This window comes from Candidatus Kuenenia stuttgartiensis (genome assembly GCF_900232105.1).
In the GTDB taxonomy this organism is placed as follows: Bacteria; Planctomycetota; Brocadiia; order Brocadiales; family Brocadiaceae; genus Kuenenia; species Kuenenia stuttgartiensis_A.
Genome location: NZ_LT934425.1, coordinates 727,243 through 749,093, shown reverse-complemented (window position 1 = coordinate 749,093; position 21,851 = coordinate 727,243). Strand labels below are relative to the sequence as shown.

The 21,851-nt window shown below is 41.8% G+C and carries 23 protein-coding genes and 1 pseudogene; 13 read left to right on the top strand and 11 right to left on the bottom strand.

The window, feature by feature from the left end; translation table 11 throughout:
• Positions 1 to 128: 128 nt before the first annotated feature.
• Entirely contained in the window at positions 129 to 938 is an 810-nt protein-coding gene (locus tag KSMBR1_RS03465; RefSeq protein ID WP_099324077.1) for an IS1634 family transposase, read from the top strand.
• Positions 939 to 1,181: 243 nt separating this feature from the next.
• Here the strand turns inward: KSMBR1_RS03465 and KSMBR1_RS03460 are convergent, their stop codons facing one another.
• A complete protein-coding gene (locus KSMBR1_RS03460; RefSeq protein WP_099323529.1) occupies positions 1,182 to 1,592 on the bottom strand; it encodes a hypothetical protein in 411 nt (136 codons plus the stop codon).
• 105 nt (positions 1,593 to 1,697) lie between these two features.
• On the opposite strand from KSMBR1_RS03460, the gene KSMBR1_RS20740 reads away from it, so the two are divergent.
• The 7 genes and pseudogenes from KSMBR1_RS20740 to KSMBR1_RS03425 all read left to right on the top strand — a co-directional run.
• Positions 1,698 to 1,970: a hypothetical protein gene (locus KSMBR1_RS20740; RefSeq protein ID WP_131493604.1), complete on the top strand. Its 273-nt coding sequence runs from the start codon at positions 1,698 to 1,700 to the stop codon at positions 1,968 to 1,970.
• A gap of 38 nt (positions 1,971 to 2,008) precedes the next feature.
• A complete protein-coding gene (locus KSMBR1_RS23120; protein ID WP_164994994.1) occupies positions 2,009 to 2,461 on the top strand; it encodes a helix-turn-helix domain-containing protein in 453 nt (150 codons plus the stop codon).
• A 52-nt stretch (positions 2,462 to 2,513) separates the two neighbouring features.
• Positions 2,514 to 2,819: a DDE-type integrase/transposase/recombinase gene (locus KSMBR1_RS03445; protein ID WP_230408017.1), complete on the top strand. Its 306-nt coding sequence runs from the start codon at positions 2,514 to 2,516 to the stop codon at positions 2,817 to 2,819.
• Positions 2,820 to 2,984: 165 nt separating this feature from the next.
• On the top strand, positions 2,985 to 3,569 hold the full coding sequence (locus KSMBR1_RS03440; protein ID WP_099323532.1) for a Mu transposase C-terminal domain-containing protein: 585 nt from the start codon (positions 2,985 to 2,987) through the stop codon (positions 3,567 to 3,569).
• Between the two features lie 2 nt (positions 3,570 to 3,571).
• Positions 3,572 to 4,363, top strand: a complete 792-nt coding sequence (locus KSMBR1_RS03435; protein ID WP_099323525.1) for an ExeA family protein — start codon at positions 3,572 to 3,574, stop codon at positions 4,361 to 4,363.
• A gap of 11 nt (positions 4,364 to 4,374) precedes the next feature.
• Entirely contained in the window at positions 4,375 to 4,677 is a 303-nt protein-coding gene (locus tag KSMBR1_RS23115; RefSeq protein WP_099323524.1) for a CHC2 zinc finger domain-containing protein, read from the top strand.
• A 51-nt stretch (positions 4,678 to 4,728) separates the two neighbouring features.
• Positions 4,729 to 5,607 (top strand): annotated as a pseudogene (locus tag KSMBR1_RS03425) (IS1634 family transposase); the annotation flags it as partial.
• Positions 5,608 to 5,980: 373 nt separating this feature from the next.
• Here KSMBR1_RS03425 and cobA read toward each other — a convergent pair.
• The 3 genes from cobA to lptC form a co-directional block, all read right to left on the bottom strand.
• The gene (gene cobA / locus KSMBR1_RS03415; protein ID WP_099324074.1) at positions 5,981 to 7,507 is read right to left on the bottom strand and encodes a uroporphyrinogen-III C-methyltransferase; all 1,527 of its coding nucleotides are present in this window, start codon (positions 7,505 to 7,507) and stop codon (positions 5,981 to 5,983) included.
• Positions 7,508 to 8,189: 682 nt separating this feature from the next.
• A complete protein-coding gene (locus KSMBR1_RS03410) occupies positions 8,190 to 9,974 on the bottom strand; it encodes a HEAT repeat domain-containing protein (protein WP_099324073.1) in 1,785 nt (594 codons plus the stop codon).
• Positions 9,961 to 11,787, bottom strand: a complete 1,827-nt coding sequence (gene lptC, locus KSMBR1_RS03405; protein ID WP_261341091.1) for an LPS export ABC transporter periplasmic protein LptC — start codon at positions 11,785 to 11,787, stop codon at positions 9,961 to 9,963. Before lptC ends, KSMBR1_RS03410 begins: the two co-directional genes overlap by 14 nt.
• Between lptC and KSMBR1_RS22315 the strand changes: the two genes are divergently transcribed.
• Positions 11,786 to 12,088 (top strand): hypothetical protein, encoded by a 303-nt coding sequence (locus KSMBR1_RS22315; protein WP_230405830.1) that lies wholly within the window; start codon positions 11,786 to 11,788, stop codon positions 12,086 to 12,088. The two genes, lptC and KSMBR1_RS22315, sit on opposite strands and share 2 nt — an antisense overlap.
• A gap of 172 nt (positions 12,089 to 12,260) precedes the next feature.
• On the opposite strand, the gene KSMBR1_RS03400 is transcribed toward KSMBR1_RS22315, so the two are convergent.
• From KSMBR1_RS03400 to KSMBR1_RS03390, 3 genes are all read right to left on the bottom strand, one after another.
• The gene (locus KSMBR1_RS03400) at positions 12,261 to 12,785 is read right to left on the bottom strand and encodes a KdsC family phosphatase (RefSeq protein ID WP_099324071.1); all 525 of its coding nucleotides are present in this window, start codon (positions 12,783 to 12,785) and stop codon (positions 12,261 to 12,263) included.
• Between the two features lie 5 nt (positions 12,786 to 12,790).
• Positions 12,791 to 13,780 carry a KpsF/GutQ family sugar-phosphate isomerase gene (locus tag KSMBR1_RS03395; protein ID WP_099324070.1) on the bottom strand — a complete coding sequence of 330 codons (990 nt, stop codon included), beginning with the start codon at positions 13,778 to 13,780 and terminating at the stop codon, positions 12,791 to 12,793.
• A 449-nt stretch (positions 13,781 to 14,229) separates the two neighbouring features.
• Positions 14,230 to 15,246, bottom strand: coding sequence for a tellurite resistance/C4-dicarboxylate transporter family protein (locus KSMBR1_RS03390; protein ID WP_157820358.1), 1,017 nt, complete (start codon positions 15,244 to 15,246; stop codon positions 14,230 to 14,232).
• A gap of 185 nt (positions 15,247 to 15,431) precedes the next feature.
• Between KSMBR1_RS03390 and KSMBR1_RS03385 the strand changes: the two genes are divergently transcribed.
• Positions 15,432 to 15,695 (top strand): SemiSWEET family sugar transporter, encoded by a 264-nt coding sequence (locus KSMBR1_RS03385; RefSeq protein ID WP_099324068.1) that lies wholly within the window; start codon positions 15,432 to 15,434, stop codon positions 15,693 to 15,695.
• Between the two features lie 145 nt (positions 15,696 to 15,840).
• Here the strand turns inward: KSMBR1_RS03385 and KSMBR1_RS03380 are convergent, their stop codons facing one another.
• The 4 genes from KSMBR1_RS03380 to KSMBR1_RS03365 all read right to left on the bottom strand — a co-directional run bounded on the left by KSMBR1_RS03380 (position 15,841) and on the right by KSMBR1_RS03365 (position 19,265).
• The gene (locus KSMBR1_RS03380) at positions 15,841 to 16,671 is read right to left on the bottom strand and encodes a metallophosphoesterase (RefSeq protein WP_099324067.1); all 831 of its coding nucleotides are present in this window, start codon (positions 16,669 to 16,671) and stop codon (positions 15,841 to 15,843) included.
• Positions 16,672 to 16,741: 70 nt separating this feature from the next.
• Positions 16,742 to 17,158 carry a CBS domain-containing protein gene (locus tag KSMBR1_RS03375; protein WP_164994835.1) on the bottom strand — a complete coding sequence of 139 codons (417 nt, stop codon included), beginning with the start codon at positions 17,156 to 17,158 and terminating at the stop codon, positions 16,742 to 16,744.
• Positions 17,133 to 17,606, bottom strand: a complete 474-nt coding sequence (locus KSMBR1_RS03370; protein ID WP_099324065.1) for a hypothetical protein — start codon at positions 17,604 to 17,606, stop codon at positions 17,133 to 17,135. The genes KSMBR1_RS03375 and KSMBR1_RS03370 overlap by 26 nt, the downstream gene beginning before the upstream one ends.
• A gap of 312 nt (positions 17,607 to 17,918) precedes the next feature.
• Positions 17,919 to 19,265, bottom strand: coding sequence for a glutamine synthetase family protein (locus tag KSMBR1_RS03365; RefSeq protein ID WP_099324064.1), 1,347 nt, complete (start codon positions 19,263 to 19,265; stop codon positions 17,919 to 17,921).
• Positions 19,266 to 19,654: 389 nt separating this feature from the next.
• Here KSMBR1_RS03365 and KSMBR1_RS03360 point away from each other — a divergent pair, with 389 nt between their 5' ends.
• The 3 genes from KSMBR1_RS03360 to KSMBR1_RS03350 all read left to right on the top strand — a co-directional run bounded on the left by KSMBR1_RS03360 (position 19,655) and on the right by KSMBR1_RS03350 (position 21,844).
• Positions 19,655 to 20,044, top strand: coding sequence for a transposase (locus KSMBR1_RS03360; protein ID WP_099324063.1), 390 nt, complete (start codon positions 19,655 to 19,657; stop codon positions 20,042 to 20,044).
• Between the two features lie 330 nt (positions 20,045 to 20,374).
• Positions 20,375 to 21,070 carry a 30S ribosomal protein S2 gene (rpsB, locus tag KSMBR1_RS03355; protein WP_099326960.1) on the top strand — a complete coding sequence of 232 codons (696 nt, stop codon included), beginning with the start codon at positions 20,375 to 20,377 and terminating at the stop codon, positions 21,068 to 21,070.
• A 186-nt stretch (positions 21,071 to 21,256) separates the two neighbouring features.
• On the top strand, positions 21,257 to 21,844 hold the full coding sequence (locus tag KSMBR1_RS03350) for a translation elongation factor Ts (RefSeq protein WP_099324062.1): 588 nt from the start codon (positions 21,257 to 21,259) through the stop codon (positions 21,842 to 21,844).
• Positions 21,845 to 21,851: the final 7 nt, after the last annotated feature.

The following is a 21,851-nucleotide window of genomic DNA, read 5'->3' as shown; positions in this document are numbered from 1 at the left end:
TATTATAACGGATGTTCACCCCTGCCAAAACGCATAAGTGCTTAATAAATAGTTGGTTAAGGCTGTATTTTTAATAAATATGTAGTCACTAATATATTGTTATTATCCGACAATATACTTGACTGATAATGGTTGTTATCTGTACAATGGTGGACATGCATATTGTAGAGAACAAGTCAAAATCCGGTAAAAAAATCTATCGATCTACCCTTCTGCGGGAATCGTACCGTGAGGATGGGAAGGTCAAGAAACGCACCATTGCGAATCTGTCGAATTGCACTCCCCTGGAGATTGAAGCGATAAGACTTGCACTCGCACATAAAGACGATCTCTGTGCATTGGGCGCATTGTCAGAATCGGTGAAACTCCATGAGGGTTTGTCTGTGGGAGCAGCGTGGAGCGTGTACCAAGTGGCAAAGGAATTAGGGATAGAAGAGGCATTGGGAAAGGACTTTGAAGGAAAGCTGGCGCTTTGGCAAGTAATGGCAAGGGTAATAGGCCGGGGGTCAAGACTGTCTGCAGTAAGGCTGGCGCAGATACATGCTGCGGGTGACGTCCTGGATATGAAGCGTGGGTTTGACGAGAACAATCTGTACGATAATTTGTCATGGTTGTCAGAGAATCAGGCAAAGATAGAGCGAAAGCTGTTTGAGTTAAGACGAGGAGGCAATAAGCCGAAGTTGTTTTTGTATGACGTGACGAGCAGTTATTTAGAGGGGAAGTCGAATCATTTTGGTGAGTACGGGTATAATCGTGACGGCAAAAAGAGGAAAAAACAGATAGTGATCGGTATGCTTTGTGATGAATCCGGGGAGCCGGTATCAACAGAAGTATTTAGGGGCAACACCCAGGATCCGAAGACCTTTGAATCACAGGTAAAGAAGGTATTAGAGCGGTTTGGATGCAAAGATGTAACGATTGTAGGTGCTACGTCTTAGAATAAATGCTCCAAAAATGCCCAATTAGTCTCAGAATATTTGAGTCTAATACCCAGCAAATGATTTGAAAAATCTTACCCAGCTACCCCGCCTTTTTTTTATCCTGCGTAAGTATTTCACTTGATTTTTTGTTCACGTTAAGAAAAATACATCGTTTACCCCGTTAGAAAGAAGTTACGTCCGTAAGGCGGAGTAAAGCCTCATTAAATAGTTTGGAAGGGGTTAAAACCACTTCCAAACTTCCTAACGGCGGTTTACTTCCCAGTTCCCCGTTTTCACGAGGACAAGTTTTGTAAGATTTTTCCGGAACATAAAAAACTCAGGGCAGGAGGACCGAACGTTGGGAAACTTCATCCTCCTGCCCATTTCCCCCCTATACAAAGGAGGCAGTGCGTGAATATTATAGAAAAAATCCACAAGCATGAAAAGCTTATTGCGACAAAACAGAAGCCATGCTTTTGTCCAAAGTGCAAGAGTACCCATGTCAATTTCACCCTTCATGAATGCAGATATCGGTTGTTTCACGTTATTATCGACTCCCTTGTTCATACGATAGAATCTTTCCTGGGACGTTGGAAATGTTCCTTGTGCAAGAAGACGTTTACTTCCTATCCTGAGTATGCGCTCCCTTACAAGCGGTACGTAAAGGATCACTGTCTCTCCTTCAGTCAGGCTTATGTCAAAGATGATACAGAAACCTACCGGAGTGTCTCCTCTGCCATCGGATATACTACCCGAACACAGGAAATAGACAACCGCATGCTTGCCTGGTCAACCGTTTGGAGGTGGCTGCGTTTCTTTGGCTCACTGAAATACACACTCCGCAACGCCTTTGACCTCATCAGGCAGGCCGACCCCAACTCTCCGGTTTTTCGCCAAATGTTTCCCATTTACCACGGAAAGTATAAAAGCAAACAACGAAAAACCTCCCTCGATCAATCGATTCAATTGTTCAGCGCCGAGCCGGAATATCACCGAATTTTTGGGCATTCATTTTTCCCCGAACTGGCAACAAAAAGCGGCTGGTCTTGAGTTACAATCACCTCCACACTTAAAAAAGGAGGTGAATTATGAAATCGAAAGACGAAAAATGGGCTTTATTCTGGTGCAATCTTCTGCATCCTGTCATCTTCGGTGAGATTGAGAAGGAGCAGACCAACCTTTTTCTGAAAAAACTCTGCCTTCAGGAGGTCGTATTCCCCAACGGAAAGCGGAAAAGACCCACTATCTCTACCCTCAGGAGAAAACTCAACCGCTACCGCAAAGATGGATTTCAATCTCTTGCAAGAAAGGCGAGGAGCGACCGTGGCGCATCCAGAAGGTTTTCTCCTGAAATTATCGACAAAGCCGTTGAACTCAAAAAAGAACAACCACGCCGCAGCGACGATTGCCTCAACCGCTTTCTTGAGAAATACTATGGGAAAACGATCCCCAAATCCACCCTCTACCGCCATCTCAGACTCGCAGGGGCGACCCGGCTCAAACTCGGCGTCTCACAGCAAAAGGTGCGTATACGCTCTTAGCCGTGAGCATACCCACGACCTCTGGATTGGCGACTTCCAGGAAGGCCCTTTCGTGCTCGTTGACGGCGAGGCGCTTCCCACAAACCTCTGTCTCTTTATCGACTGCTACAGCCGTTATGTGGTCGAAGGACGGTATTATCTCAAACAAACCCTCGATATCCTTATCGATTCTCTCATCAGGGCCTGGACTATCCACGGCTCGCCCAAAGAACTCTACCTCGACAATGCCAAGGTCTACCACTCTGACGCCCTGCGCTCTGCCTGTTACAACCTCGGCATTAAACTCATCCACAGACCACCACGCGACCCTGCTCCCGGCGGACTGGTCGAACGTTTCTTCGGCACCAGCCAGACATAGTTCGAGTCGGAAGTCCGCTCCGGCGACATTATCACCCTTGATGCCATTAACCAGGCCTTCTCCGCTTACCTTGCCGTTGTCTATCACGCAAGAATCCACTCCGAAACCAATCAATCTCCAAAACAACGCTACGACGAGGGGCTTACCGTCATCCGACACGTCGATATGGACGCCGCTCTTGCCTTCTTCATGAAACGCATCCCCAGAACCGTTGACAGAACCTTTGCCGATGTCCGCATTGATAACCGCTTTTACCGTGTTGACCCCAAACTCAGAGGCGATAAAGTAGAAGTCCGTTACGACCCATACGGCGATCTCAAAAAGGTCTTGATCTATTCCGCAAACGGTGAATACCTCGGCTCGGGAAATCTCTACCTGCGCGACCAGGGCGCTGAAACTCCAGCCGCCTCACCTTCAAAACCAAAACATAATTACCTCGACCTTATCACTCAGAAACACAAATCCATTCTCCAGGCTCAGGCCAAAGGCATTGATTACCACCAAATCATCTCCGAACGACCCTGGCCATTCATGGCATTCGTCCAGAAACTCGCACTCCTCATGGGACACAAAGGCTCTCTCTCCGCCTTCAGCTCTCATGAACTCGAATCGCTTAAAAAATGCTACAACCGTATCCCCGCTCTCAACGAATCATTGCTCACGGAGGCATTCCAAAATGCCTCCGTGAAAACCTTACCCTATATCATTCGTGAATTACAAATCGCTTACTCGAAAAAGGAGGTCTCTTAACCATGTTTACTTCTCATTTTTCCATGACTACTCAGCCGTTCTCTGAAAGAATCAACACCAGCCTTATCATGAAAGACGAACGCTTTACCCAGGGGCTTGCACGACTCCAATACCTCTTACACTCAGGCTCTATCGCCGTCCTCTACGGACAGACGGGAGTCGGAAAATCCACACTCCTCAAACTCTTCCTCTCACAAATCCCCCAAAACCTGTTTCTCCCCATCTACCTCCATTTTACCCACCTAAAATCATCCAGCCTTCTCTCCTTAATCGTCTCCCAGCTCGGTGAAATACCAAAACACACCAAAGACCGGCTCTTCCTCCAAATTATGGATAAATCCTTGCGCTCAAATCTCACTCCCATTATCGTTATCGACGAGGCTCATCTCCTGAAAACCGACGCCATCACAGACCTCAGACTCCTTGTCAGCTCTCCGCTTGATTCTTCCACTCATCTCAAAATCATCCTCTCGGGACAGGAACACCTCAAATATATCCTCAAAAGAGACATCCATGCCGACTTCGCACAACGCATCTCGGTACATTACCACATTCATCCCCTTACTAAAACTCAAACCGCTGCATACATAGACTTCCATCTGAAATCTTCCGGCGCATCCGATAAAATCTTTGACTCAGACGTCAAAGACCTGATCCATGAGTTCTCCGCCGGCATCCCAAGGCAAATCAACGCCATTTCCACCGCCTGCCTGATTAACGCTTCCATCAGACAATCACAGAAAATTACCCAGGATATCTTCCATCAGGCTCTTGCTGAAATTCAATCTTTTTAAGGAGGTCTACCATGGCCCGTCTCTTTTCCCCTCAACTCTTGCGCTCATTACGAAACGATATCCCCATCGATCGACTCATCGCTGATGTCCTCTCCATACCTCATAAATACTCCGAAGGCTATTTCCGCTTCCTCTGCCCTCTCTGTTCTGAATTTAATTCCGCCACCAACCCAAATACGAACCTCGCCAGGTGTTTCCGTTGTAAAAAAAACTTTAATACCATCGACATCGTCATGGTAGATTCCAACTCCTCTTTCCCAGATGCTGTCTATCTGCTAAAATCCGTTTTACCTCAATATATTAATTCCACTTAATCTGAGAATTCCAGGTTCATTTATTGTGGGGCTTAGCATGTAGGAGATCGTGGGATGATCAAGACGGTGCAAATCGAAAGTTTACCGGAAGGGTTTCATTACATAACGGCGATAACCAAGCCGCAGATAGAGTCGTTGATAAATAAAGGGATACTGCAATTAGGATTGTTCGAAGAAAAGCTCTGCGAGATAAAGGATGATGAGGTTAGATATATTCTGAGGCGCAATCCGGTAAGGGCGGAAGAGATGTCAAAGACCCGTGTATCAAAATTACAGAGTATAGAGAAATACATCGTGAAGAAGAACAGTTATCTGAAGGAACATCCTAAGTCGTCAGTATCGAAGGCCCTGGAAACAACAAGGGAAAGGCTAACGAGATTGAAACTTGATGGGTGGGTGCAGATAAAAGAAGAGGATAGGACGCTAAAGATAGAGAGAGCTGAGGAAGCATTAAAGGAGGCATCATACCTTGATGGTTGTTACGCAATCAAGACTGATCTTGAGGAGAACGAGGCGGATACCAATCTGGTACATGAACGATACAAGGATTTAACGGAAGTGGAGAAGGCGTTTCGGGACTGTAAGACGGTGAATTTGGAGGTTCGTCCGGTGTATGTAAGAAAGGAGGATAGTACACGGGGACATGTGTTTGTGGTAATGCTTGCGTACATGATAATTCGAAGGCTGCGCAGAGCGTGGAAGAATTTTGACTTGACGGTAGAGGAAGGTCTCGCACAATTGACGACCATTTGTTCGATGGAAGTAACAATCAAAGGCCAAAAAGCTAGTTGCCAGAAGATCCCGCGTCCGCGGCAACAATCACATGAATTATTAGAGGCATTACAGATAAAGTTGCCAGAAGTATTGCCAAGCCGGAACATACGGGTAGTCACTAGAAAAAAGCTTGCTGTTCGGCGTAAAAGCCAATAAATATAAGGCTTTTACGGCACTTTTGTTTTTTGACTTGGGGTGAACATCCGTTATAAACAAAAACATAACGGATATTTTTATGTTAATATTTGCTCTTTTCATATTGATGGCCTCCTTATATGTGATATGCGGTACCGATACCTTTTACATTACATTGCGTTTCAAATTAAATGGAATTTACAGACATATCAACTGGAAAAACATTGTGCTGTAATGCACATAGAACGTTTCTCCGGGGGGGGTGAAAAAATGATGTAGGTCAAGTAAGCAGGGGGTTTATTTTTTGAAGTAAATTATGCCTTTGGCGATTTTTCAATGTAGAGACGCATTGCATGCGTCTCTACATTAATATTGAAGTTCCTGTACTATGAACTTATTTATCAATGGGAGATGTACTTTCCAGTATGGCATTTACCAATCCGGGGATCGTATATTCCTTCGCTTTAATGGCAATATCAATCCCCATTTCTTCCGCTGTCTTTGTAGTAATGGGGCCAATACTCGCAAATTGGATATGTCCTTTTAAAGAAGTGATATTTTCTTTTCCTATAAGTTGTACAAAATTCCTTACCGTTGAGGAACTGGTAAAGGTAATGATGTTAATCTCCCCGTTTCTCATTTTCTCTAAAATATTGACGTCTTTTGGCTGCCCCATAAGGGTCTTGTATACAATCAGGTCGTTAACTTCACCGCCTGACTTCTGCAATTCTTCGGGAAGATAACTTCTTGCTATATCTGCCCGTGGAAGTAAAAACCGCTCGCCTTTTATTGCCGTTACCCTCTTCAGTTCTTCCGCCACAGATTCTGCCACAAACTTTGGCGGTTTACAATCGACCCTGATATTATACCTTTCTATGCCTCCGGCAGTAGCAGGGCCTATGGCACATATCTTAAGGCCTTTCAAAACCCTTACATCCTTTCCTAATTCAAACAATCGCTGGAAAAAACTATCCACACCATTAATACTTGTAAATACCAGCCAGTCGTAAGTATTAATGGTATTTATTGCTTCATCCAATGGTTGTATTGAATCCGGTTTTACAATTTCAATCGTGGGAAACTCGATTACATTTGCGCCAAATTCATATAGCCTGTCCGCAAATTCGCTTGCCTGTTCTCTCGAACGGGTAACGACAATCGTTTTGCCAAACAATGGCCTGTTTTCAAACCAATTAAGCTGGTCACGCAACTTAACAACTTCACCAACGATGGTTATTGCAGGAGGTTTGATATTTTTTGCCTTCGCTACAATCGTATTCAGTGTGCCGACAACGGTTTCCTGCCGGAAAGTGGTGCCCCACCGTATTACCGCCACCGGCGTATCGCCGGAACGTCCGTGCTTCATAAGCTGTTCTGTAATATATGGAAGGTTTTTTACCCCCATATAAAATGCCAGTGTGCCAATCCCCGTGCTTATTTTTGACCAGTCAATGGAGCTTTCGTTCTTGGCAGGGTCTTCATGCCCGGTAATCAAACCAAAAGTAGAGGTATATTCCCTATGCGTTACGGGAATGCCTGCATAGTTAGGAGTCGCTATAGCTGCGGTAATGCCCGGAACTACTTCAAAAGGGATCTTATATTCTCGCAGAACAAGGGCTTCTTCTCCGCCGCGTCCAAAAATATAAGGATCTCCCCCTTTCAGCCGTGTGACAATTTTATCTTCCAATGCTTTTTCTACGAGAAGCTTATTAATATCCTCCTGTTCAAGGGTATGGGAACCGCCTTGCTTTCCTACATATATCATTTCCACGTCTGGCTTTGCGGCTTTAAGTAATTCAACGTTTACGAGATAATCATAAACAATGACGTCTGCTTTTTTAATACACTCATGCCCTTTTACGGTTATAAGCCCCGGATCTCCAGGACCTGCTCCTACTAAGTACACAATACTGCGTTTCATCAATAAAATACCTTTCCTTATAGATTAAATGCAGAGACGCATGCATGCGTCTCTGCAAAAATATTGAAATAAGCCGGGTTTAAAAAAACAAAACCCAACGGCTTTTCTTATTTACCCACCCATAAATCCCCTCGTAAACCAGAAAATACCAAAGAAATTACTGATAAGGTGCTACATACTGCTAATTGTCGGGGGATTGTCTCTGCCATAAAACACATATTATAAGGACTATTACAAAAATTTTGTAACTATTCAGCGTAAACGATACACGGCTCGTTCCCAAACCTTGTACTGAACATAGTGAAGTATCTGTTTGGGAATGCATTTGTTCGAGAAACTCCGGTTTCTCGCCTGTTTGCTGATAGATAGGGAATAAAATCACAGGGTTAATACAGTTTGTAATTTGTCAAGTCAGACCCTCACTGGAAACAAAGTTTCCAGTGTAATTACGTTCCCAAACAGATACTTCACTATGTTCAGTACAAGGTTTGGGAACGAGTTGCGCTCTGATCTCCGGTAGTTTAATAAATTACGCTGAATAGTTACAAAATTTTAATCTCGTCATAATATTGAAATCCTATTATTTAGTCAAATTGTTTATTGCACACGTTTGTAAAACGTAACCAATGCCGCCATATACCACTTTTGGGCTGCATTTCTCTTTGCGTAAGGCATTCAGATGCTACTCAATATCTTTGTATCGCTCCACAATCCTGCCCATCGCCTCAAATGCGCTTTCCACGACGTCTTCATTCCCGCTATTTATGAGTGCCTTCAGGGATAGAAGTGTCTTTGGCGTCCCGATTCTGCCAAGCGCCCAGGCTGCAGAGCTTACCACCAAAGGGGATTTATCTTTTAGCGACCACATCAGCGGGGTTACGGCGCTTGCATTGCCAATCCATCCGAGTATCTGCGCTGCACGATTTCTCGTATGTTCATTAACGTCATTCAGTGCGCCAATTAATGCCGGTACCGCAGGATTGCCTGTTTTTATTAACGCCCAACTGGCTTTACGCCTTGTAGATTCTTCGTTATCATGGAGGGCCTTTATCAGAAAAGGAACGGCCTTTTCCTCCATAGAAGCCAATGCCCACGCTGATTTTGTACGGGCAAAGGAGGCCTCACTTTCCGCATCGGTGATAAGAATATCGTACAAGGCTGCAATTGCTTTATCATTACCACTATTGCCTGCCGCTTCAATGCAAGCCTCTTTGACAAGCCAGCTCTTTTCTTTTTTAAGCATCTCCAGTATGGGAAAGACTGAACCTTGATTTCCCAGAGTGCATAATGCCCTTGCAATATCATATCTTACGTTTATCTCAGTTTCTCTTTGAAACCTGTCAGTAAGCGCCCGTATTGATTGTGCTGCGCCAAGCCTTTTTAATGCGAGCACCGCCTCCCTCCGAACGATGGTATTTTTATCGTTTAAAAGCGGTTCTATCTGTGGTGCGATAGTATTATCACCACAAAAACTCAGCGCCCAAACGGCATTTTGCCTTATCTTTGCACTCTTCTTTTTGAATAATTTCAGAAGCGGCGGTACCGTGTATTTCTGTGGCAGAACGGCTAATGTTATTGCCGCTGTCCTTGATTCATCCTCTCCTTCGCTCTGCAACGTGTTCAACAGTGTTTTTATTTTTGTTTGAATAAACGGGTCGTTATTGTCTATCGAAAGCGGCCTTTTTTCACGTGCTTTCTTTTTTATTTCAGTTGTGGTGTTTAATCGGGTATTTATATCCAAAACATCCATTGCTACATAGGGATAATCCACGAGAAGAACATCTACTCCCCGCTTTATCGCCCTCTGTATTATCCGACGGTCATCACTTTCCAGTAAAGAAGTAAATGCGTATTTCTTTTCTTTGCGGATTTGTTTCAGTTTTTCTTCGTTTAGTTCATCTGTGGAAACATACACCAGTCCCTTTCCGAAAGACCTTGCGTTTTTAGGGCTGTAATTCCTCATCGTTCCCCATAAATAAACTTGCGAAGACATCTCATAGGTATTAATCAGTTCTGCAACTTGTTCTTCCAGAAAAATCTGTTGTATATTTAAAATCAGTTTAAGTTTGTTAATTTTACAAAACATCAGTACGTCTGACAGCAAAGGAACACGTTCCCCCTCAAACTCCACGCCCCGCCATGATCCAGCATCGTACTGTTGTATTTCCGAATATAATAAACGGTCAACCCTGCCCATACCATCCGTTGTGCGGTCAATCGTTTCGTCGTTCATTAATATAAGCCGGCCATCCTTTGTACTGCGAATATCAACCAAAACACCGTCTATGCCCAATTCTGCAATCCTGTGCAAAGCAGCAAATGTATTTTCCGGCGTTTCTTCCAATATACCCCGATGCGCAAAAATTTCCACACGTTGCGTATTTTCTGCGTAAAGCTGCCCTGCAAAGGTTGTTAGAAAAAATACCAAAAAAATTATAATATGACGAATCTTTTTATTTATCCGCATTGCCAGCTTCTTTACTGATAAGTTGCCAGTGAGGTCTGCCTTCCCACGTTATCCTGCCTTCTGCCATATTGAAGTAAACCTTTTCAGAAAAAGTCCTCGAACCTTCTTTTCTTAATTCCGCCTTCGGGCTGCCAGTCAGCACTCCCATGTTTTTCGGTAAATCCCAGGTAAAAAATGTGCCGAACCCCTCGCTCCCTCCTAAATCCTCGCTATAAAAATAAACGTTGCCGGCGGTAATAATTTTTGAAATCTCTCCGTTTGCTCCCATATATGCATCAATTTGGTCTCCGCTCAGCCTTTGTCCGCTTTGAGAAACCAGAACCTCTTCAAAAAATCCTGCCTTTTTTATAACACTATCATACTCCATTTTTTTTAGCCAGGTAACTTTAATGCCTGTTTTGTCCGTTTCTTCGGTGCGATTCATTCCCTTTCCGATTTCATATAAACTCCCCTTTCCCTCACACAGGATTTTTTCCTCATTTTCGAAGAAAGTAACCTTGGGGGAAATAATCTGCCTTGTATTTCCTTCCCTGAGAATAGCAAAAGGGGTCCCATATAAAACGGTTGCGTTACTTTGTGCATCCCATGCAACCTGATCACCAACCGCCTCGTTCCATAAACCGCCTTTTTTATCAACAATATGAACCTTATCCTTTGCGTCAAATGATTTCAGGTCATAGTTATTGTCGTTAAACGTTACGTACAAATAATCACACCGGAGAAGGGAATCATCTCTCCGTACTTCAATATTTTCCTCGAAGATGGCTTCCCTTGCATCCCCCATGTAATTCATTTTCCCTTCCCATTTCACATTAATCATTTCATACTTTGCATCTGCATCCGCAGTTTTTTTCTCCGGAATGTTTTTCTCATTGGGTTTTATTCTCAAGCTGCCGGCACACGGAACGTCTATTTTGTTTGCATTTTTATAAAAAATCATTTTGGCGGCGTATATACTGAGATCATCTCGTATAAATTCTGCCTTCTTTGCATCTTCAAGAATTGCGCTTTGCGTATTGGCATCCCAGGAAAGTGTGTCTCCTTTGGCAATTTTTGATCCCTGCGAAGCAAGAACATTTCCGCTTGCAATCGCCTGTTTCGTTACTTTTGTTTCTGCATCAAGAAAAATAACAAGCTTGTCTGAGAAAACGGTAGTGCTGCCCTTCGCGGCTTCAACATTGTCGTTGAATGTCATGACATGGAAATCAGCATCCCTATCAAACACAAGCGGACCGTTGGAACGAATGATTGTTTTTTCTTCAGTCTTTTCATCTTCAACCGTTTTCCCCATATCCGGTGCTTCCGGTACATGGCCTTGTCCTAAGCCTTCTTCATACATGAAAAAGAGATCATTTTTCACACCATCCATTTCCATTTCCGCATCTTTTATAATCCACATCTTTCTGTTGGCAAGATCCACCTCGCAACCCTTGCCGGTGATTACAAGCCCTGTTCCGGTGATAGTGACAAACTCATCCGTATGTACGGACTTATTCCCGGGAGAGTACTGCATGTTTTCGGTATACAACCTGGTTTCCTTATCCAGATGAACTACAACGTTATCGGAAAGGTACCCCTCATTTGAAATCTTATCCATCTCTCCAATGTCCGATGTAATTATCACCCTTTTCGCTTCGTCCCCCGGATCTTCATCATCCATTAATTCAATTTCCGGTTCAATTATTTTATATTTGTCGTTCTCCAGCAAAAAGGTATTTTTCCCTCTCATTGTGTACGTCTCATTTCCTTCCTTATCGTAGTTGGGGAGAAAAAGACCGTCAACCGTTTGAGTGATCTTCTCGGATTTTCGTATGTCGTCTATTATTCGCTTATTCTTTAGAGAATTTTCTGACGAAACAATGCTTTCTCCTGGTTTTTCGACAGGACTTTTTGATTTAGGCTTTGAGAGAATAACTGAAATGATTATCGTAATGAAACAAATGATGGGTATGCTTAAAAATATATATCTTCGCGTAGTCATTATTTACAGGAAAACAAAAAGTCTCACTTCTGAAGTGCTTTATTTGTTACAAACATTAATTATGCAGGGCTGGTATGAAAAAAGAAATTTTCAATATTTATATCTGATTATTCGTAACACTTTAGCTTTTTGAAAACACTCAATAAAATCAAGGATTCCGGTGTTTACAAAAAGAAAGGTATATACATGATTATTAAACACACCCCTAAATCCCCTCTTTATAGAGGGGCCTGGGGAGGGGAGTGTTATAAAGAAGCATTCCTTTTACCACGCATACTGTACTATAGATGCGTGGTAAATTTTTTTCAAAAAACTAAAGTGTTACGATTCTTCTGATATCGATCCATGATTATATGCCATTTCTCTTGAAATTTAATTATCTTCTCGGCAATTTCTCTTACAGCGCCACATCCGCCTTTGGCTTTTGTAACGTAAGAAGAATATTGTTTTACGACAGGCATGGCATTGGCAACCGCAACGGGAAAACCGACGCGGTAAAATATGGGTAGGTCTATGAGGTCATCGCCAATATAACACACTTCTTCATCTTTAAGCGAATATTTCCCAAGGATATCATTATATACGTCCAGTTTATTTTTGATTCCCTGATGCACCTCTGCGATATTCAATTCTTTTGCCCGGTGATCTACCGCTTTGCTCGTTCTTCCGCTAATTATTGCCGTTTTAATATTGACACGATGAAGATAAGAGATACCCGTGCCGTCCAACACGTTAAAAGCCTTTGCTTCCCGCCCTTCACTATCAATAAAGATCGAGCCATCTGTTAAAACACCATCAACATCGATAATAACAAGTTTTATCTTTTTCATCGTATTTAAAATCTAACCTCCAATAAATCCTGCACATCAAATATGCCGACAGGTGTATGGAAATCGTTAACCACAGGAATTTGGTCAATTTTGTTTTCTCTCAGTATTTTATATGCCTCTTCAACTAAACAACGATTATTGATTACCTTGGGAAAGGGGGTCATAACCTCTTTTATTGTCTTGCATAAAAATGACGTTCCTTCCCTTAAAAGCCTTCTCAAATCCCCGTCCGTAAAAAACCCCGTCAACCGGTTATTTTTATCAACAATACTCACTGCTCCCGGGTTACCTTTTGTTTCCGTCATAATGCCAAGGACATCCAGCAGAGGCATATCTTCATCCGCTACAGGATTTTCCCTGCCTTTGCGCATAACAACTTCAACCGGCAGTAATTTTCTTCCAAGTTCTCCGCCAGGATGATAGAAGGCATACTCTTCTTTGCTAAGATTCCTCTTTTTAAATATCGTTAACGCAATGGCATCTCCAATGGCAAGCATCGCCGTTGTGCTCGAAGAAGGCGCAATGCCTAAAGGGCAGGCTTCTTCAACATTTCCAATATCAAGAACGACATCGCTATGCAGCGCCAGGGAAGATTTATTATTGCCCGTAACGGAGATTATCTTTGTTCCCATTTGTTTCAAAAATGGCAAAAGCAACACCACCTCTGTTTCGCCGCTGTTTGACAACGCAAGTACAATGTCGCTGGCAACAATTTTACCAAGGTCGCCATGCCTGGCTTCGGAAGAATGTATCCAATAGGAAGGCGTGCCAGTGCTCGCCAAAGTGGCCGAAATCTTCTGTCCAATAATGCCAGCCTTTCCAACCCCGGTAACTGCGACCCTGCCGGAACACGTAAATATGACGTCTACGGCTTTTTGAAAATGATGGTCAATACGATGAATCTGATTTTTTATTGCTTCTGACTCGAGTAATAATACTTTTTTTGCATAATCTATGTCAGACAGGGGCTGTTTTTCTGTTAAGCCATTCAACATAACGTAAGGATTTTATCTTAGAGATGAAAGAGATGAAATTTATAATACTTTAGTGCTATGAAATGGGAAAAACTGCTATACTCAAGGGGTTCACAAAGTGTGATTTCAAAAATACTATAACTATTTATGTCAACAAAAGTTAAATCTAATTTTAGAAATCCCTATTTGTGAACTCTTACAGTATAGTTCCCAAGCCGGAGCTTGGGAACTAGTACATCGTTTCGTTAAAATGTGTACGTAAAAAAATGTCATTGCGAGGAGTGTAGCGACGAAGCAATCTCTTGTTCCCAAAAGACTTAAGATTGCTTCGCTGTCGCTCGCAATGACGGTATCAATATAGATATTTTAATGAAACGCTATACTAGCGTTTCTACTTTTCCAAAAAACTAAATTGTTACAAAAAAAGTATCGTATGGTTCGCTAAAAGATTCCTGGAAACTGACATTGCGTTATTGCTTTGCCAGAGCTGGTTTAAGAAAAGAACGAATCATAGTCACGAACACTATCAGCCAGGCAATATACGCTATGTAGATAAATACCTTTGATATGTTTGATATATATCCTATCCCCAGCGCCTCTGCCAGCTTTAGTGTACCTGCCGTATACGTTCCCAACGGAAACGCCAGACCCCAGTACAGCGGATTATACTTATACGGCGTCATGTGATACACGTATTTCCATATCCCGATTATTACCAGCAGCGGAATCCACCACGTTCCAAAAGACCAGAAGAACACAGAAAATCCCTTGATAAATCCATCAATATCTAAAAACGGATCTTCTATCTTCGGGATGCTTAAGCTTATTGTCGCCCCTGCAAGTGTTGTTATCGCTACAGCTCCCGTGTTGATCCAGTACGGAGGCACCAACACCTCCGGTGCTATCTTGAAAAATATTAACCTATAAGTTATTAACGTTATAATCACCACGTATAAGAAACATCCTATCATCCACCACACCATCGAGGAAAACAGGATAAAGTTTGAGGTCTCCGCAAAACACGGCGATAATAACGCACCAAGCACCGCAACCGACTGTGTGCCTACCACCGATACTAACCACCCCCCGTGTATTGTGCGCTCTATCTGCTGTTCGTTTTTTAAAAATAACAAGGTGAATGTCGATAAGGTGAGCACCACCCACAGAAATATTCCAAAAAACCACAATGACTTGGCAACGCACTGGCAGTTAACTACGGTTACAAACTGCGCCCCAAGCACGTTGGTTCCTGCTACTATCGCAAAATAAACCAGTCCAAGTTTCGGATTTGATATGTCTGAGTACAGCAAACTCCAGTACATTATTATCCTCAGTATCTGGATCGTCAATATAACCGCATATGCCACAATGTTTAAATAAAACAACCCCTGTGCTACCGGCGTTATTCCCAACATATTTGACGCTATCGATATAATGCCTGTTGACATGATAAACACAAAGTAAGCCGGGTGTAATGTTTTTATCATGTTTCTTATTCCGCCCATTTTATCTTTTATCTTTCCCTTTTCCCTTGATTATTTTCCCCCTTTCCTTACTGCCCGTTAAGTCGTTAAATATAGCGTTTGATCTTACTTTTTGCAATTCTTTTTGGTATGCTTTAAACAATTAATACTATATTTTTGATAATAACAAAATAACCGGGGAAATATATATGGGATGGTCTATAATAGGAACAATTGCGGCATTGTGTACTACAGTAGGTTTTATCCCGCAAATCATTCGTGGGATAAGGACAAAGGAATTAAATGATGTTTCCCCGATAATGTTATCCCTTTTACTACTCGGCTGCAGTATGTGGTTAGTTTACGGGTTACATTTAAGAGATATAATCATTGTGCTTGCCAATGGATTTACTCTTTCTTTTGTGAGTACTATTTTCTCTTTGCGCTTTTTATATAAATACAGGGGCAAATAATAATTGCACATTTTAAAAATAATACCTAAGCTGGCATAGCCAGAACCAAGCAACAAATAAGCACGAAATTCGAAATACGAAACAAATTCTAATGACAAAAAATGCAAAGAAATTACTGATAAAGTACTAAAGGAAGAAGAAAGAACTACACCTGTTGCAAACCATTTCTTATGGTGAACAGCGTGATTTCAGGCCTTGCAAAAAACCGTACCGGCAAATTAGATACGCCTATGCCTCTGTTTACATACATTAACGTATTTCTTTCACGAAAGAGACCCGCAGCATAACGAGCCCCAAATTTTGAGTACACGATAGGAGGTCCATAAAAGGGGAAACACACTTGCCCCCCGTGAGTATGTCCGGATATAACAAAATCGACATCCTCATACTGGATTGTTTCAATCACGTCCGGATTATGTGCCAGTAAAATCTTTGGATTCTCATCCATTCCTTTCAGGGTTTTTTTAATATCTATTTCGCCCTTCCAGAGATCATCTATGCCCGCAATAAATATATACGCGTTGTCCCTATATAAAACAATATGCTCATTTATGAGTAAGCGAATGCCATTTCTCTGCAATTCATCATAGGTGCTTCCCTTATCATCATGATTTCCAAGGATAGCGAAAACTCCCTCTTTTGCCTTCAATTCAGATAATTCTTTTGCCACCGAAGAAAGATAATCGTTGCTGCCAAAAACATAATCTCCAGTCAGGACTATTACATCAGGACATAACGCATTAGTCTTGTGGACGCAATTCCGTATAAAATCCTTTGATACATATTCACAATGATGGATATCTGAAAGTTGCGCTATTCTTAAACCTTCAAATTTAGTCGGTAAATCTTCAAGCTTTATGGTAACGTTGTTTATTTCTACCCACCGGGGCTCTAAAAAATGGCTATAACCCCCTACGGATACCATACCCAGTACACATCCGCCGGCTCCTTTTATAAATGTTCTTCTTGAAATCATACTGGCAATATTTTCCGGATCTGCAAAAAAGACAGGTTAATTTGCATGAACTCTTTAAAAAACAAAACGGTTATCTGTTTTTTCTGCATTCATGAACAAAATACTGCAATACATCCGTTTCTGTTATCAAGCCAAGAAGAGTATTTTTATCTTCAACCACCGGCAAACAGCCAACCTTTTTATCAATCATAATCTGTGCAGCATCTTCAATTGAAGTGTTCGGAGAAATGGTAATGACGTCTTTTGTCATTACCTCCGCAACTTTAACAGAATCAAGAAAAGTCTTATTTTCTTCCCAATTCGTAACAATGGAAGTCAGCGACGCCTTGTAAAGATCTCTTTGCGTCAAAATACCCACTATTTCTTTTCCATTTACTACCGGCAAATGCCTGATTCTCCCCAAATACATAATATCTTCGGCAAAGCCAAGCTTTGAATCGGCATTAAGGGTGACCAACTGTTTACTCATTATTTCCTTTACTAACATCTTTTCCCTCCATTCTAATAGCCTCTTCCAATTTTTTATTCCACTCCGTTCCATAATGGTACTGAAGATTCCCTTTTATCTTCTCATCCCATCTCCTGTAAGCGTCTTTTATCGTAGTAATAGGCTGGTGTTTTTCGGATAAATATAAAATATTTTCTGTTCGTTTCGGTAGAGGAATCAGGATAAAATCCTGTTTCTCCGATTCTACGGATATCTCCGCAAGACAAACTCCCTTTGCATTTAGCAATATTTCCCTTGTGGCTGAAACTTCATTGCCTGAGAATATTCCGCGCAAAGCGGTCAAATCATCCCTGATTGCGAGAAATGCCTTCCATTCACGCTTATAGACCAACTGCTGATAAGCGCCTGAAGTATTATATTCGTTATAAATGCATAGTCCTGTTATTTCCTGCCCGGAAGCGGCTCCGGCACAATCAGGATAATCCATGCATTGTACGGGCCTGTACTTATAAATCCTGCGCCACAAATCCATTTTTAACGACAAGGCTTCCCGGTTTGCCGAAATGATAACATCAAGAAACTTGTCGGATTAATACAATTCGTTTCTGAGTCCTTCGCTCATAGCCAACAATTTCACATGCCGAAAGCCTGCCCTCTTTTTAGAAAATATTTTACAAAGCCGATATGCCCGCCGGAACCCATACTTTCTGCAAAGGCAATATTGTAACCGATCTCATTCATGGTATGGTTTTTATCCACTCGCAATTAATTGATTTTAGATACCCGTGGTCAGGGAGAACTATGTGGTTTCAAGATATTTTTTCTGCTCCCACTCCGTTACCTGAATCCTGTATTCATCCCATTCGGAAAATTTTGAATGCAAATATATTTGATAAGTATGTGAACCCAGCGCCCTCTTCATCAACGCACTCTGTTTTAATTCATGCAACGCCTCCCCCAAAGAACCAGGCAATGTTGCAATATTACGGTATGCCAGTTCATCCTTATTAAATTCATACACATTTTCTTCTGTTGCCTTTGGCAATTCAAGCTTTCTTTTTATACCATCCAGTCCTGCTTCCAGCATTACTGCCAAAGCAAGATAGGGATTGTTGCTTGGGTCAGGACACCTCAGTTCAGCCCTTGTTGCCTGCTCCCTGCCGGGAGAATACCTCGGCACCCTGATGAGGGCAGATCTGTTTTTTTGCCCCCAGCATATATACACCGGCGCTTCATATCCCGGAACCAATCTCTTATAGGAATTCACGGTCGGAGAAAGTATTGCGCTCATCGCCCTTACATGCTCCAGTTGCCCGGCAATAAAATGTTTTGCGTTCCTGCTTAATTTATACGTGTCATTTTCATCAAAAAAAATATTGGTGTTTGTCCTTATATCAAAAAGGCTCTGATGACAATGCATCCCGCTGCCACATATCCCAAAAATCGGTTTCGGCATAAAGGTAGCATAGAGATCATGCTTATGTGCAATGGATTTTACCACCTGCTTGAAGGTCAGGGCATTCTCAGCCGTCCGTAATGCTTCTGCATATTTAAAATCAATCTCATGTTGGCCCGGAGCTACTTCGTGGTGGCTCATCTCCACATTGATACCCATTTTTTCAAGAGTAAAAATAATATCTGCCCTCACATTCCCCGCAAGGTCCCTGGGAGAGAAATCAAAATAACTTCCTACATCATGTGGGGTGGGTGCAACGGCCCCGTCATTCTTCGGTTTAAACAGGAAAAATTCCAGTTCAGGCCCCACGTTATATTCAAAATTCATATCACGGGCATTTTTAATTGCCCTCTTTAATATGTAACGGGGATCTCCCTCAAAAGGCGAACCATCAGGCATATAAACATCACAGAACAGCCTCGCAGTCACAGCAACCGTCTCCCAGGGAAGCAACGCATATGTACCTGCATCGGGTTTTAAAAACATATCACTTTCACAAATCCTTGTAAAACCTTCAATTGATGAACCGTCAAACCACAACCCTTTCTCCAAAGATTCCGGGAACTTTTCAATTGGTATGGTAACTGCCTTTACACTACCGTTAATATCGGTAAATTGTAACTGAACAAGCTTTACCTTATCGTCTTTTGCCCGGTTAATTACTGCCAAATCAATATGTTCACCCGACATGCGATCTTGCCTTTCTCTGGTTGAAAACAGATTTTACTAAAATTATTTTCCACGGTAAAATTTCTCTGTAATGAAAATTTTGACCAAACAATCGTAATCTTTTGAATAGAATGGATTAAAGAAGCAATTCTAATTGCAACAGTTACAAAAAACAAGGATTTTATACACCGCTACAGGCAGTTGCGGAGTAACGTTAGCGTCGTCGTAACTTACCAATAAATTGTGATAGTTGGGAGCAGTAGTGTATTAGTCATTGGTCCTTCGTCTTTGATTATGCCCCGCAAGACACGACGCTGTCAAAGTTTTCCATAAGCACATAATATACAAAGATATGCAATGCTTGGAGCTTTGCTGCTATTGCAGAGTGGGCAAAGCGTTGTCCGCAAAATATGCTCAAACGTCTCTCCTGCCGTTACAATACAAAAACGAAACGACAGGTATTTTGCATTCATAGAATATTTACAAAAATCAAGACAAGCAAAAAGACCGGGGAAATTGTTTACGGTATTACCAGCCTGACACAACAAAAAGCAAGTCCCAAAACCATTCTTAAGTTTTCCCGCGGACACTGGTCAATAGAAAATGGACTTCATTATGTGCGTGATACCGCTTTCCGTGAAGACCATTCTCAAATACGCACGAAAAATGCCCCAAGGGCAATGGCTTCTTTGAAGAATCTTGTGATTGGGCTTTTTCATTTTCTCCAGGTAACAAATATTGCAAAGACGCTCAGAAATTTTGCGGCAAGACCTTTTCTTGCACTTCAAATGCTTCGCTAGTAATGTAGAGAACAAAAAAAGCACTTTATTTTTTACTCTCTCTTTTTCATTACTACAGGGATACTCCCGCTCCATTTTGCTTGTTTTGCTCATTCTTGCCGATTTACATGAGAACCCTATCGTTTTTAACTTTCTTCTCCACTTATTGACGGGAGCTTTTGGTACAAATTCTTGATCCACATCTTTCGTAGGGTGACTTTGACGTTGCTGAGGTGTTACAATAAATATACTTGACAACTTGCCTATAATGGCTATAATCACATTCTTTTCTGAAAAATTCCTTTATTTTCTTTTATTATCTCAATCTGGAAAGGGCGTTATTTGTCTATTGTGAATATTCAAGAATTAGTCGAAGCAGGGTTTCATTTCGGACATAGAACAAGCAGGTGGAACCCAAAGATGAAGCCTTTTATCTTTGGTAAGCAAAATCTGATTCATATCATTAATTTACGGGAAACGGTGAAGGGTCTTATCACTGCTTGCAGATTTGTAACGAACCTGGTGCAAACAAAGAAAGATATATTGTTTGTAGGCACGAAGTGGCAGGCACAGGATATTACCGCGCGAGAAGCAAAGCGGTGTGGTATGCATTATGTCAGCGAAAGATGGCTTGGTGGTGCGTTGACAAATTTTGATACTATCAGGAGTCGTTTAGAACGTCTTGAAGAATTGGAAAAAATGAAAGATACAGGCGAAATCAACCAATACAGTAAAAAGATGATTTCCTCACTCAACAGAGAATACAAGAAAATACTTACCAATCTGGAAGGCATCCGCAATATGACCAAACTTCCAGGGGCACTTGTGGTAGTGGACCCAAGATACGAACACAACGCTATAAAAGAGGCAAAAAAATTGGGAATACCAACTGTTTGCCTGGCGGATACCGATTGTGACCCTGATATGGTAGATATTTGTGTACCTGGGAATGACGATGCGATACGGTCGATTAATCTCTTTTTATCTAAGACAGCAGACGCCGTTCTTGCCGGAAAAGAACAACTTGTTACGCTGACAAAAGATTAATCAGGTTTTTACGAAAATCCTTCCATTTTTCGTAAAATTCAGAGTTTGTATATCCTTGGATTGCCAATCTAACAACTGCCTTTAAAGATACACATCTCAAGATGTTCCGCTTGATTATTTGTAATAACAAGATTACCGGCTTCGCAACAAGGACAGTTCGTAGCTATATTATTTTGGAGGATACCGATGGCAGATAAAGCGAGTGTTATGAAATTGCGTGAACAAACAGGTGCGGGAATATTAGAGTGCAAAAACGCCTTGGATGAAGTAAATGACGATTATGATAAAGCACTGGAAATTATAAAAAAGAAAGGTTTTGCAAAAGCTTCCAGGAAAGAACAAAGAACAACTGCCGAAGGCAGAATAGGTTCTTACATTCATACTAACGGGAAAATAGGCGTAATGGTTGAGGTGAATTGTGAAACAGATTTCGTGGCAAGAAACGAGGTCTTTCAGCAGTTTTTAAAAGATATTTGCATGCAAATTGCCGCAACCAATCCAATCGCAATAAAAAGGGAAGATATTTCTTCGGAAATTGTGGAAACACAAAAAAGGGGTTTTATAGAGGATACCAAAGGAAAACCATCTGATATTTCTGAAAAAATCGTTAAAGGAAAGCTGGAAAATTTTTATAAGGAAAAATGCCTGCTGGAACAACCGTTTATAAAAGATGACTCACAAACTATTCAGGATTTATTAATTGCAATTATCGCAAAAATAGGTGAAAATATTAAAATTAATCGCTTTGCCAGGCTTGAAGTAGGGGGGAAATAGCTAGCAG

Coding starts and splice junctions, on each gene's coding strand:
- KSMBR1_RS03465 (WP_099324077.1), top strand. CDS start 129: ATGGTTGTTATCTGTACAATGGTGGACATGCATATTGTAGAGAACAAG.
- KSMBR1_RS20740 (WP_131493604.1), top strand. CDS start 1,698: ATGCTTGCCTGGTCAACCGTTTGGAGGTGGCTGCGTTTCTTTGGCTCA.
- KSMBR1_RS23120 (WP_164994994.1), top strand. CDS start 2,009: ATGAAATCGAAAGACGAAAAATGGGCTTTATTCTGGTGCAATCTTCTG.
- KSMBR1_RS03440 (WP_099323532.1), top strand. CDS start 2,985: ATGGACGCCGCTCTTGCCTTCTTCATGAAACGCATCCCCAGAACCGTT.
- KSMBR1_RS03435 (WP_099323525.1), top strand. CDS start 3,572: ATGTTTACTTCTCATTTTTCCATGACTACTCAGCCGTTCTCTGAAAGA.
- KSMBR1_RS23115 (WP_099323524.1), top strand. CDS start 4,375: ATGGCCCGTCTCTTTTCCCCTCAACTCTTGCGCTCATTACGAAACGAT.
- cobA (WP_099324074.1), bottom strand. CDS start 7,507: ATGAAACGCAGTATTGTGTACTTAGTAGGAGCAGGTCCTGGAGATCCG.
- KSMBR1_RS03410 (WP_099324073.1), bottom strand. CDS start 9,974: ATGCGGATAAATAAAAAGATTCGTCATATTATAATTTTTTTGGTATTT.
- KSMBR1_RS22315 (WP_230405830.1), top strand. CDS start 11,786: ATGTCGTCTATTATTCGCTTATTCTTTAGAGAATTTTCTGACGAAACA.
- KSMBR1_RS03400 (WP_099324071.1), bottom strand. CDS start 12,785: ATGAAAAAGATAAAACTTGTTATTATCGATGTTGATGGTGTTTTAACA.
- KSMBR1_RS03395 (WP_099324070.1), bottom strand. CDS start 13,780: ATGTTGAATGGCTTAACAGAAAAACAGCCCCTGTCTGACATAGATTAT.
- KSMBR1_RS03390 (WP_157820358.1), bottom strand. CDS start 15,246: ATGATAAAAACATTACACCCGGCTTACTTTGTGTTTATCATGTCAACA.
- KSMBR1_RS03385 (WP_099324068.1), top strand. CDS start 15,432: ATGGGATGGTCTATAATAGGAACAATTGCGGCATTGTGTACTACAGTA.
- KSMBR1_RS03380 (WP_099324067.1), bottom strand. CDS start 16,671: ATGATTTCAAGAAGAACATTTATAAAAGGAGCCGGCGGATGTGTACTG.
- KSMBR1_RS03375 (WP_164994835.1), bottom strand. CDS start 17,158: ATGTTAGTAAAGGAAATAATGAGTAAACAGTTGGTCACCCTTAATGCC.
- KSMBR1_RS03370 (WP_099324065.1), bottom strand. CDS start 17,606: ATGGATTATCCTGATTGTGCCGGAGCCGCTTCCGGGCAGGAAATAACA.
- KSMBR1_RS03365 (WP_099324064.1), bottom strand. CDS start 19,265: ATGTCGGGTGAACATATTGATTTGGCAGTAATTAACCGGGCAAAAGAC.
- KSMBR1_RS03360 (WP_099324063.1), top strand. CDS start 19,655: ATGCTCAAACGTCTCTCCTGCCGTTACAATACAAAAACGAAACGACAG.
- KSMBR1_RS03350 (WP_099324062.1), top strand. CDS start 21,257: ATGGCAGATAAAGCGAGTGTTATGAAATTGCGTGAACAAACAGGTGCG.